Source organism: Dietzia sp. IN118, from assembly GCF_032905965.1.
GTDB lineage: Bacteria > Actinomycetota > Actinomycetes > Mycobacteriales > Mycobacteriaceae > Dietzia > Dietzia kunjamensis.
On record NZ_JAUMSR010000001.1, the window covers coordinates 1,177,011 to 1,188,715 of the forward strand.

The 11,705-nt window shown below is 69.9% G+C and carries 9 protein-coding genes; 6 read left to right on the plus strand and 3 right to left on the minus strand.

Translation table 11 applies throughout. The features are described from left to right. A complete protein-coding gene (locus Q2K20_RS05755; RefSeq protein ID WP_317176744.1) occupies positions 1–1,353 on the plus strand; it encodes a cytochrome P450 in 1,353 nt (450 codons plus the stop codon). Positions 1,354–1,355: 2 nt separating this feature from the next. On the opposite strand, the gene Q2K20_RS05760 is transcribed toward Q2K20_RS05755, so the two are convergent. After that, on the minus strand, positions 1,356–1,745 hold the full coding sequence (locus Q2K20_RS05760; RefSeq protein WP_317176745.1) for a DUF1622 domain-containing protein: 390 nt from the start codon (positions 1,743–1,745) through the stop codon (positions 1,356–1,358). 208 nt (positions 1,746–1,953) lie between these two features. Between Q2K20_RS05760 and Q2K20_RS05765 the strand changes: the two genes are divergently transcribed. The 5 genes from Q2K20_RS05765 to Q2K20_RS05785 all read left to right on the plus strand — a co-directional run bounded on the left by Q2K20_RS05765 (position 1,954) and on the right by Q2K20_RS05785 (position 9,404). Then, positions 1,954–3,252, plus strand: a complete 1,299-nt coding sequence (locus tag Q2K20_RS05765; protein WP_317176746.1) for an acetyl-CoA carboxylase biotin carboxylase subunit family protein — start codon at positions 1,954–1,956, stop codon at positions 3,250–3,252. Between the two features lie 103 nt (positions 3,253–3,355). Beyond that, positions 3,356–5,344 carry a hypothetical protein gene (locus Q2K20_RS05770; RefSeq protein WP_317176747.1) on the plus strand — a complete coding sequence of 663 codons (1,989 nt, stop codon included), beginning with the start codon at positions 3,356–3,358 and terminating at the stop codon, positions 5,342–5,344. Between the two features lie 175 nt (positions 5,345–5,519). Continuing rightward, positions 5,520–6,563 carry an arsenic resistance protein gene (locus Q2K20_RS05775; protein ID WP_317176748.1) on the plus strand — a complete coding sequence of 348 codons (1,044 nt, stop codon included), beginning with the start codon at positions 5,520–5,522 and terminating at the stop codon, positions 6,561–6,563. Positions 6,564–6,739: 176 nt separating this feature from the next. Continuing rightward, entirely contained in the window at positions 6,740–8,203 is a 1,464-nt protein-coding gene (locus Q2K20_RS05780) for an MDR family MFS transporter (protein WP_254050654.1), read from the plus strand. Positions 8,204–8,285: 82 nt separating this feature from the next. Next, a complete protein-coding gene (locus tag Q2K20_RS05785) occupies positions 8,286–9,404 on the plus strand; it encodes a sterol desaturase family protein (RefSeq protein WP_268099802.1) in 1,119 nt (372 codons plus the stop codon). Positions 9,405–9,423: 19 nt separating this feature from the next. On the opposite strand, the gene Q2K20_RS05790 is transcribed toward Q2K20_RS05785, so the two are convergent. Together Q2K20_RS05790 and Q2K20_RS05795 are read right to left on the minus strand one after the other, a co-directional pair. After that, positions 9,424–10,041 (minus strand): TetR/AcrR family transcriptional regulator, encoded by a 618-nt coding sequence (locus Q2K20_RS05790; protein WP_182642600.1) that lies wholly within the window; start codon positions 10,039–10,041, stop codon positions 9,424–9,426. Beyond that, positions 10,034–11,692 (minus strand): MFS transporter, encoded by a 1,659-nt coding sequence (locus Q2K20_RS05795; RefSeq protein WP_268099800.1) that lies wholly within the window; start codon positions 11,690–11,692, stop codon positions 10,034–10,036. Before Q2K20_RS05795 ends, Q2K20_RS05790 begins: the two co-directional genes overlap by 8 nt. Positions 11,693–11,705: the final 13 nt, after the last annotated feature.

Genomic DNA, 11,705 nt, shown 5'->3' on the forward strand with positions numbered 1-11,705 from the left:
ATGGACAGCATGACGGACAGGTCGGCTCCCGCCGCTGGCGGCGGACATCCCACCGAGGGCGAGCGCGCACCCCAGCTCCCACCCGGGCCCCGGCTACCCAGGCCAGTCCAGGGGGTGGGCTTCGGGATCGCCCGGCGGGAGACTCTCCGACTGCTGCACCAGCGGTACGGCACCGCGTTCACCGTGCACCTCCCCATCTACGGGCGCGCGGTGGTGATCTCCGACCCCGCGCTCGCAAAGGAGCTGTTCACCGCCCCGCAGGAGTCGCTGACCAACGTCGACCCCAACCTGGGCCGGGTCCTGGGGGAGAACTCGATGTTCGCGCTCGAGGGCACCGACCACCGCCGGCGCCGGAAACTGCTCACGCCGCCACTGCACGGCAGACGCATCAAGGCCTACGAGGCGATCGTCGAGGAGGAGACCCGTCGCGAGCTCGACTCGTGGGTCGCCGGCCGACCGTTCGCCTCCATGCCCTCGATGACCCGCATCACGTTGGACGTCATCCTCCGGACCGTGTTCGGCGCCCGGGACGACGAGCTCGACACCCTGCGCCGCGTCATCCCGCCCATGGTCGAGGCCGGCTCGGCGGTGGTGATCACCCCGGAGCTGCCGGCACGGCTCGGCACGGTGGGCCCGCGCGCCCGGTTCGCCCGCTACAAGAAGGAGTACGACGAGGCGATCGGCGCCCTCATCACACGGGGTCGCCGCGACGACCGGCTCGACGAGCGCGACGACATCCTCGCGATGATGCTGCAGAGCACCTACGACGACGGATCGTCCATGACGGATGACGAGATCCGCGACGAGCTCACCGCACTCCTCGTGGCCGGGCACGAGACCACGGCGACGACACTCGCCTGGGCGCTGGAGCGGCTCAGCCGCACCCCCGCGGTGCTACGCGAGCTGGTCGCCGAGGTCGATGCCGGGGGTACCGACTACCGCAGCGCCACGATCCTCGAGGTCCAGCGCAGCCGGCCGGTGATCGATCTCGCCGGACGCAACGTGCAGGTCCCGCACCTCGACCTGGGCCCGTGGCGGATCCCACGCGGGTACAACGTGCTGGTCGCGATCTCGCTACTGCACGACGACAGCACGCACTTCGCCGAACCCGAACGCTTCGACCCGACCCGCTTCCTCGGCACCACGCCACCGCCGGCGTGGCTGCCGTTCGGCGGCGGGACCCGGCGGTGCATCGGGGCGGCGTTCGCGGCCATGGAGATGGATGTCGTGTTGCGCACCGTGCTGAGCATGTACGAGATCGTCCCCACGACCGAGCCTGACGAGAAATGGCATTCGCGGGGGGTCGCGTTCGCACCCCGTCGCGGCGGGCGGATCACCGTCCGGCGTCGGTGACCCTAGTCGGACGGCACCGGTGAGGTGGCGGCGTCCCGGGGCTTGGCCTCCGGGGTCCTCGACTTCTGCCACGGCCACCGGCCCGAGATCTCCAGCTCCAACGACCAGCTGAGGAAGGTCCTGATCACGACGATCGCCGCCAACACCGCCACGCTCTCCAGCGTCGGGGTCACCGCGACCGTCTTGATGATGTCCGCCGCCACCAAGATCTCCAGCCCCAACAGGATCGACCGACCGAGGAACCGGCGGAAGTGCCGATAGGTGTCCGGCTGCCGGCTGAGCAGGCGCCACCCCGCGATGACCGTGGCCGCCACGATGCCGATGACGATCGCCGCCACACCGAGCGCGTCGATCACCTCGCCGACCGCCTCGATGTACTCCTTGGAAGGCACCCTGGACTCCTCTCACCCGGATCCGCACCGGGGCGACCCGGACGGCGTTGTCCGACGAGCCTAGGGGGCCTCCCGCCGCGCGCCCGGGCGTTCGCCGATCCCGTAACCAGTTGCACTGAGACGGGTCTTGGGTACGTTTGTGGCCCACCGCCCTGGATTGATCGGCCCACGCAGATCGAACCCGCGCCAACTCGAGGAGGCACCGCACTTGCAGACGCCTACCGCAGAATCGACCTCCGGAGCCACGGACCTTCGTCCGAACCCGACCCACGACCCCAACGAGCACCTGCGCGATCCCGACAAGGGCTACGTCGCACTGCTGGGCTGGGTGCCCAACGCCATCGACGCGCTCGACAAGTTCGACCGCCGCTACGTCGTGGTGGCACCGCCCTGGGCCGAGGAATACTGCAGCCAGCACCAGATCCCGTACGTCCCGTGGGACTTCGAGCGGCTCAACGACCGGTCCATGGAGATCGCCGAGACGCTGCGGGACATGGGCGTCGACGTGGCGATCCCGCTGTTCGAGGAGACCGTCGAGTGGGCGGGCGCCATCAACTCGATGCTGCTCGACAACCCCACCCTGTACGGGCAGTCGCTGCTGCTGCGGGACAAGGCGCTGATGAAGCGGCGCGCCCAGCTCGGCGGGATCCGCGTGGGCATCTTCGAGGAGGCGCACGAGCGGGACGACGTGATCCGGTTCCTCAAGCGCGTCAACCAGACCCTGCTCAAGCTCGACGGCGACCCCAACGACCCGATCCACCTCAAGGCCTTCGACAAGGCCGGGTGCCTCGGCCACCGCGTCATCCGCACGCCCGACGAGGTCGACACGATCCCCGAGGAGGAGTTCCCCGTCCTCATGGAGTCCCACCTCGACGGCTGGGAGTTCGCCGTGGAGGCCTGGGTGCACAACGGCAAGATCGTGTTCCTCAACATCTCCGAGTACGTCACGCTCGGCTACTCGGTGTTCGTACCGGCCTCGCCCGAGCTCGAGAAGTACCGTCCGGAGATCACCCGGCAGATCGAGAAGCTCATCAAGACCTTCGACATCAAGTTCGGGTTCGTCCACCCCGAGTACTTCGTCACCAGCGACGGCGAGATGTACTTCGGCGAGGTGGCCTACCGGCCGCCGGGGTTCAAGGTCTTCGAACTGCTCGAGCGTACGTACGGGTTCAACGCCTACCAGGGCCTGGTGCTGGCGTTCGACCCCAAGACCACCGAGGAGGAGATCGCCGCGTTCTTCCCGCGCGAGGTGGTCGACGCGAAGGGTCACGCCGGGTGTTTCGGCGTCTACCCGCGGCGCCGGGTCGTCTCCACGCTCGAGATCCCGGAAGCCACCGAGGACCACGAGTACTTCGAGTCCCACGAGCTCACCGCACCGGTCGAGGAGACCGTCACCAAGCGCACCGCCTTCGGCACCCACTGGGGCCTGGTCTACTTCTTCGGCGACGACGCCTACGAGATGCGATCGGTCCTGCGCAACCAGGAGGACCTCGACTTCTACGTGTGACGCCTCGGCCGGTACCGACCCGCGGGTACGGTACCGGCGGGTGGACGTGGTCAGAGGTCGGGCGACGTGGCAGACGCCGCCGCGAAGGACGGAGAGTGGACCAGTGGGAGACGACGAGCCCGACGCGGCGCGAGTGCTCGACAAGCGGGTGGCCTCGCTCGTCGACGCCGCCCGATCGCTCGCCGAGGCCGGCGACGTGGCCAAGGCGTCGCGACTGCGACGGGTGTTGGACGGCGTGCGTCTGGTGCTTCTCCGGGACGGGGGAGCGCGGGCCGTGCAGTCGATGGCGCACGACCTCGAGGCCGCCGGCTTCTTCGACGGCACCGACTGGGCGTCGCCGGCGTCGCTGATCCCCGCACTGAGTGCGGGCACGCTCCGTAGTCCCGACTCCGACAAGGTCGTCATCGAGATCGTCAGCGACCTGCGGCTCGTCGCCGTGGCGCTGGGCGAGTACGAGCACCCGGAGGTGACACCCGAGCAGGCGCGGCAGCACCTCACCGAGGTCCTCGCCGTCAACGCCTCATTGCTGTTCACCGTCGCCACCGAGGCCGAGCGCAGCCAGCAGGGCCGCATGGCGACGGTCACCCGCGCCGCGCTGGCGCACATCGCCGCGGAGATCGGCCTCGACGGCGTGCTCGACCAACTGGTCGAGGAGATCTGGCGCATCCTGCGGCAACGCCCCATCCAGGTGGACCAGATCAAACACACCATCACCCAGATCGCGATCGCGCGCCGGGACCCGCAGGTCGACACCAGCGGCGGCGGCGTGGGCATCGACCGGCTGATCAGCAGCATCTACGGCACCACCGACGCGAGCCGTGAGGATCCCGGGGTGGAGGTCTACCTCTCCCGGCTGGAGTCCATGGACGAGGGTTCGCTGCAGTACGAGGCGACCGGGTTCGCCCGGTCCATGCACGACACCGGGCTCGTCTCCCCGTACCACCCGGTGTTGGTCCGGTTCCTCCGCGAGAAGGGCAGCTTCCTGCTCAGCGAGGCGCTGGGACTGTCCAGCACGGGGCGCGAGAGCCTGCTCTGCTTCCACGCTCTCGTCGACGCCCTCATCGACGCGGCCGTCCACCCCGAGACCGCGCAATCCGTGTACGGGCTGGCGCTGCTGCTCGAGCGGGGGATCCTCTTCCAGCCGCCCGTCGCGCCGGCGCTGTGGCGGCTGTCGGCACTTCCGTTGTCCGACTACGCGGCCGAGCGGCTCGCACTCTCCTGCGGCCCCGCCCACGAGGGGCGCGTGTGGCTGCTCGCCGGGACCATGTCGATGCTCGGCCAGCCGCTGGGCGTGGGCCAGGGCGACAACCCCACCTGCCAGTCCGCCCGGGCGTTGTCGATCTGGGCGTACAACGACCCCGACTACCTGCTGCAGATCATCGCGTGGGCGGCGCGTGACAACGAGGTGGTCATGCACTTCGAGGGCCGGCCGATCTCCTCCCGCGAACTCGACTCGGGCCTGGCCACCATGCTGCCCGTGGATCTCGACCCCGTGTCGCTGCTCGTGGTGCCGCACCTGGACCGGATCTACGCCGAGATGGGCCGGCTGTGCTCGGACCGCCCGGGCGACCCCCACCGGTGGGTCAACCCCGAGTTCCACGGCTGGTGGTCGGCCCGGGGCTTCCGCATCAACGTGGACGTGGAGACCGGCAGGCTGACCGGGCTCGAGGACTTCCTGCGGCACTTCTACGGCAGCTACCACCCGTTCCACAACGGCAACCAGCCGCTCATCCACCCGCAGCCCGCCGGCGTCGCCGTCACCGATTCCTCCGCGCGGTTCGTCGGGTGGCACGCCATCACGATCCTGCGGGTCGCGCTGGACCCGGACGAGACCATGCGCGTCTACTTCTTCAACCCCAACAACGACAGCGGGCAGGACTGGGGCAACGGCGTAGTGGTGAGCACCGCCGGGAGCGGCGAGCGGTTCGGTGAGTCGTCACTGCCGTTCGAGGAGTTCGTCTCGCGGCTGTACATCTTCCACTTCGACACCCTCGAACCCGGCGAGACCGCATCGGTCACGGCCGAGGAGATCTCGCGGGTGACCGACCTGATCCACGGCAGTTGGGGCGCCGACCGGCTGCCGGAACTCTGAGGCCGGCGCGGCGCGGCTGCTGAGTCGACTTGTGCGCCGGGAATGGCGTGAGGCGGCCCGACGCGGGGGTTCGGAGTCGATGCGCTGCGGGAATGGTCCACACCGCGCGCACACCTGCCGACAAAGTGTGCAAAGAGGACGCACAAGCCGGAGAGGGATGGGCGTGAGGAGGAGCATGCGCGCGAGCGTGGAGTGGATGGAGCGGCACCAGGTGTCGCTCTACCTGGCGGGACTCGTCCTGGGCGGAGTCGTCGGGTTGCTCGCGCCCGCTGTGGCCGGCCCGGCGGAGCTCGCGATCCAGCCCGTGCTCGCGCTGCTGCTGTACGCGACGTTCCTCGGCATCCCGTTCGCGCGCATCGGCCGGGCCTTCCGCGGCTGGCGTTTCCTGGGCACGATCCTCGCGGTCAACTTCGTGGCCGTCCCGCCGGTCGTCTGGCTGCTCACGCGCATCGTCGCCCACGACCAGGTGCTGCTCGTCGGAGTGCTGTTCGTGTTGCTGACGCCGTGCATCGACTACGTCCTCGTCTTTGCCGGTCTCGCCGGGGCCGACGTGCACCGGCTCCTGGCCGCGACCCCGTTGCTCATGCTCGCCCAGATGGCGCTGCTGCCGCTGTACCTGTGGCTGTTCGTCGGCTCAGGGTTCATGGACACGGTGGAGTTCGGCCCGTTCGGCGAGGCGTTCCTCGTGCTCATCGCGCTGCCCCTCGCGGCGGCCGCGCTGACGCAGTTCGTCGCAGGCCACGGGGAGTCGGCCCGCGGAGAGTCGGCCCGCTCCGCCCGGGGTGACCGGGCCGTTCGCGTCGGTCGCGTCGGTCGCGTCGGTCGTTCGGTGGCGCAGGGCGCGACGGCGGCGATGGTCCCGCTCATGGTCGCGACCCTCGCGCTCGTGGTCGCGTCCCAGATCAGCGCGGTGGGCGAGCGGCTCGGCGCGCTGGTGCAGGTGGTCCCGGTGTACGTGGCGTTCGTCATGGTCATGGTGCCGGCGGGCATCGCGGCCGGGCGGCTGGCGGGCCTCGATGTGCCGGGCAGGCGGGCGATCGCGTTCAGTGGCGCGACCCGAAATTCCCTGGTCGTCCTCCCGCTGGTCCTGGCACTGCCCGCGGCGTTCGATCTGGCAGCCCTCGTCGTCGTCACCCAGACCCTCGTCGAGCTCGTCGCCATGGTCGTCCTCGTTCGGCTCGTCCCCCGTCTCATCCCCGAGGTAACGCCGGTCACTTGACCCGCCATCCGAACCGTGGTTCCGGTAGCTTCAGAGGGTTCCCGTGCGCGGCTGAGGCCGGCGCCGGATTCTGCTCTCTGCTCACACCGCAATCCCAGAGGACGACCGTGACGTCTGAAGTCTCCGCCACCCCCCATTCCGCACAGGCGGCCCGGGCCCCGCAGGCCTCCCCGCCGATGCCCGCCGCCACCGTGCGGCTCATCGCCCTGCTCGTCGGCGCCGCGTTCGTGGTGATCCTCAACGAGACCATCATGTCCGTGGCACTGCCCGAGCTCATGGGTGAGTTCGCGGTCACCGCCGCCACCGCGCAGTGGCTGACCACCGCGTTCATGCTCACGATGGCGGTGGTCATCCCGTTCACCGGGTGGCTGCTCGTGCGCCTGCCGCTGCGGTCCGTGTTCGTCATCGCGATGAGCACGTTCACCGCGGGCACCCTGCTGGCGTCGCTGGCCATGGTGTTCCCCATGCTCGTCGCCGGCCGGGTCGTCCAGGCGGTCGGCACCGCCATCATGATCCCGCTGCTCATGACCACCGTGCTCAACGTGGTTCCCGCCGACCGTCGCGGCCGCACCATGGGCGTCATCTCCATCGTGATCGCCGTCGCCCCGGCCATCGGCCCCACCGTGGGTGGCCTGGTGCTCGACGTGCTCAGCTGGCGCTGGATGTTCTGGTCCGTGCTGCCCATCGGTGTGCTGGCACTCGTGGCCGGAGCGGTGCTGATCCGCAACGTCACCGAGCCCCGGCGGATCCCGCTCGACATCCTCTCCGGCGTCCTCTCGGCGATCGGCTTCGCCGGCCTCATCTTCGGCCTCAGCTCCATCGGCGAAGCCGCCAGCGACAACGCCCTCATCTCGCCGTGGATCCCCGTGGCGATCGGCGTGGTCGCCCTGGCCGTGTTCGTCTGGCGCCAGCTCTCGCTCAAGGACTACGCGTTGCTCGACGTGCGGGCGTTCGCGTTCCCGACCTTCACCGTGAGCCTGGCGCTCATGCTCATCTCCATGATGTCGCTGTTCGGCACCCTTATCCTGCTGCCGCTCTATATGCAGCAGGTCGTGGGCACCAGCACCCTGAACTCCGGGCTGGCACTGCTGCCCGGCGGCCTGATCATGGGCGTGCTCGGCTGGTTCGTCGGCCGCGCGTTCGACCGGATCGGCCCCCGGCCGCTCATCATCCCCGGCTCCGTCCTCGCGTCCGCCGGCCTGTGGGGGATGTACACGTTCTTCTCCGCGGACAGTTCGCTGGTCACGGTCGTCGTCTGGCACATCGTGCTCAGCGTGGGCCTGGCGTTCCTCTTCTCGCCGCTCATGACCTCCGCGCTCGGCTCGCTGCCGCCGCACCTGTACTCGCACGGTTCGGCGCTGCTCAACACCCTGCAGCAGGTCGCCGCCGCCGCGGGCACGGCGCTGTTCATCACCGTCATGACGCTGGGCATCGTCTCCGGCGCCGAGTCCGGCCTGGGAGACGTCGCCGCGCAGATGACCGGCGTCCACAACGCACTTCTGCTGGGCGCGTGCATCTCGCTCATCACCGTGGTCGGCGTGTGGTTCGTCCGCAACAGCGCGCAGACCGAGGGGCCGGCCTCGGCGCCGAAGGCCGAGGGGTCCGAGAACGCCACGGCGCAGGAGACCGCCTCGGCGTAACCGGCAGTTCGGGTGTAGCCGGCAGCCCGGGCGTAGCCGGTCGATCGCCCGCCGGAGTGACCCACGCCATACCCTGGATGGCGTGAAGGTTGATCTGACGGTCCTGGCCATCCCGGCGTTCGTCGGGGCGATGGCAGCCGAATGCGCATGGCAGAAGCGCAACCCGGCCGTCGGGGAGCGGGCGGGGGACTACGAGTTCGCCGACACGATGGCGAGCCTCTCGATGGGCGTGGGGAGTCTGCTCGCCCCCTACATCTCCGCCACGGTGCTCTCCCCACTCACCCCGCGGACAGGCCGATTCGCAAAAGCCGTGATGGGACTGTCCCTCGGGGCTGCGGCCGTCGCCACTGCCGGGGACGTCCTACGCCGCCATCGCGGGTCGGGTCTGGGTGAGGCGGGGTCGTTGTCGTCGTCGTCATCCGGCCCCGGACCCGACGCCGACGGTGCCACCGGCGCGGCGGTCCCGCCCGCCCTGCGTCGGATCACCGGCGGGTCGGCGGTGACCGCCGTGGCCTCGACCGTGGTGATGGTCTCGACACTGTGGAGCGCGCAGACCGCGAGTTCGCGGCTCTTCCGGACGTCCCCGCTCGACCTGGGGTCCGGGCCGCTTGCGTACGCGGTAGGGATCCTCGGTTGGGACCTCATCTACTACTGCAATCACCGCCTCGCCCACGAGTCGCGGTGGCTGTGGGCCATGCACGTCGTGCACCACTCGAGCGAGCGCTACAACCTGTCGACGGCGCTGCGCCAGCCCGTCGCCGAGGCGCTGACGATCTACGTGCCGTACGGGTTGCTCTCGCTGCTCGGGGTGCGGCCGGCGATCGTCATGGACGCCCGCGCGATCAACCTCATCTACCAGTTCTGGGTCCACACCGAGGCGGTGCGGTCGATCGGGCCGCTGGAGAAAGTGCTCAACTCGCCCTCGCACCACCGCGTGCACCACGGCAGCAACCGGCGGTACCTCGACCGCAACCACGGCAGCATCCTCATCATCTGGGACCGTCTGTTCGGTACCTACGAACCCGAGGGCGAGGACGTGGTCTACGGGCTGACCACGAACATCGACACGTTCAACCCGCTACGGATCGCCATGCATGAATGGGTCGCGATCGGGCGCGACATCTTCAGCGCGCAGACCTGGCGCGACCGCGCGGGGTACCTGATGCGTGGGCCGGGGTGGGCCGGGGCGCGGAGGGCGTAGGGCCCGGTGCAACGCGGACTCAGACGAGTCGGCGACCGACCATCCCGGCGGCATCGTCGAGCACAGCCCGGAACAGGGCGTCGTCGCGCAGTTCGAACCAACCCAGCGCCGCCCCGAACATCAGCGTCATCGCCTGCTCGGCCACCAGCACCACGTCGGCGTCCCACCGCAGGCCCGCACGCTCGGCCAGGCTGCTGAGCAGGGTCACGATGATCCGTCGGTACTCCTGGTGGGACTGCGCGGCCAGAGCCCGCAGCTGCTCGTCGCGGGCCGCCATCAGAGACAACTCGAAGTAGGCGATCTCGGTCATCGGATCGGCGAGGACGGAATCCGCGTAGGCCGCGAAGAGTTCGGCCACGGCGGCGGTCACGTCGTCGGGTCCGTGTACCGGCCGGTCCTGCTGCGTCTGGACCAGGTCCGACAGGTGCGTCAGGTCCAGACGCAGCACCGAGCGCATCAGCTCGTCCTTCGATGAGAACGCGTAGTGGACGGACCCGTGGGGCACCCCGGCCTCCTTGGCCAGGGCCCGCGTGGTGAGCGCCCACGCCCCGTCCCGAGCCATCACCGTCACCGCGGTCTCGGTGAGTTCCCGGCGGCGCTGTTCGATCGGCACCTGTGCGCGGCGAGCGTCAGCCACGGGTCACCTCGGAATCGGCGGGGTCCGCGCGTGCGGCGGGTGGCATGTACGGCAGGTTCGCCTCCGGCCCTCCCGTCGCGTGGGCGGCCTCGGCGTCGTAATCCTCTACCGGCGCCGCCCCGGCTGCTCCGGCCGCCCCGGCCGCCCCGACCGCTCCGGCCGCTCGCGACTCCGAGCGCAGGCCGCGCCAGGCCAGTATCAGAGTGATCGCCGCCGTCCCGATACCGATCGCGGCCACGAGGTCCATGCCCGCCAGGAAGGCGGAATCGGCGATCTCCAGGAGACGAGCGCCGCCGCCGGGCATCGTTTCCGCGATCTCGTGGGCGCCGGCCAGGGTCTGGGAAGCGGCGTTCGCGGAGTCGGCGTCCATGCCGGGCAGGGTAGCGGTCTCGACCACGCGGCTCGAGTACACGGCCATCCCCGCGGTGCCGAGTACGGCGGTGCCCATCGCGCCGCCGAACTCGTAGCCGGTCTCGGAGATCGCCGCGGCGGCGCCGGCGCGGTCACTCGGGGCGGCAGTGAGGATGACGTCGTTCGTCAGGGTCTCGGCCAGACCCACGCCGATGCCGAACAGGGCCGACAGGAGCGTGAAGAGGAGCATCGTCTCGGCGGTGTCCAACCGGGTGCCGATGACGAACCCGACGATCACGAGCGACAGGCCCGTCATGATCACGGTGCGCACCGAGACCGTCCGCGCCAGAACCGGGGCCAGCAGGGTGCCGACGACGGCGGCCACCGCGAGCGGCAGCATCCACAGACCGGCCTCGGCCGAGCCCATGCCGCGCACGAGCATGAGGTACTGCGGGAGGAAGAACATCAGCCCCATGAACGCGAACACCGAGATCACGTTGATCGACACCGCCGAGGAGAACGCGAAGTTCCCGAACAGGGACACGTCGATCATGGGGTTCTCGCGGCGGCGCTGACGGGACACGAACCAGACCAGCGCGGCAGCACCCAGAACGAAGGCGACGAGCACCGCCCCGTCGACTCCCTTCACACCGGTCTTGAGGGCGTAGACCAGCGAGATCATGCCCGCGATCGAGAGGATGACGGAGGTCGGGTCGAACGGGCCCGGGTTGGGGTCCTTCGCCTCGGGGAGCAGGAACGGGGCGGTCAGGAGGAACAGCGCGATGACCGGGACGTTCAGGAGGAAGACCGAGCCCCACCAGAAGTTCTCCAGCAGCAGCCCGCCGACCACGGGGCCCAGTGCGGCGCCGCCGGAGAACGCGGTGGCCCACACGGCGATGGCGGTGCGTCGCTCGGTGCGGTCCGGGAAGATCGCGCGGATCAGGCCGAGCGTGGACGGCATGAGGGTCGCGCCGCCGATGCCGAGCAGCGCACGGCCGACGATCAGCATCTCAGGACTGGTGGAGAACGCGGCCACGAGGGAGGCGACGCCGAACAGGGGTGCGCCGATCATGAGGATCCGTTTGCGGCCGATCCGGTCTCCGAGTGAGCCCGTGAAGATCAGCAGGCCCGCGAGCAGGAACGAGTAGAGGTCGATGATCCACAGCAGTTGGTTCGACGTCGGCCGCAGGTCTGCGGACAGCGCGGGCACGGCGATGCCGAGCACGGACATGTCGATCGAGATCAGCAGAACGGGAAGGACGAGGACGAGCAGGGCCGTCCAGCGGCGTGCGGGGGACACGGGTGCCTCTCCA

Bases quoted from the DNA above. Each gene is read 5' to 3' on its own strand.
- Q2K20_RS05780 (WP_254050654.1), top strand. From the start codon at position 6,740: ATGCCCGCCGCCACCGTGCGGCTCATCGCCCTGCTCGTCGGCGCCGCG.
- Q2K20_RS05775 (WP_317176748.1), top strand. From the start codon at position 5,520: ATGCGCGCGAGCGTGGAGTGGATGGAGCGGCACCAGGTGTCGCTCTAC.
- Q2K20_RS05755 (WP_317176744.1), top strand. From the start codon at position 1: ATGGACAGCATGACGGACAGGTCGGCTCCCGCCGCTGGCGGCGGACAT.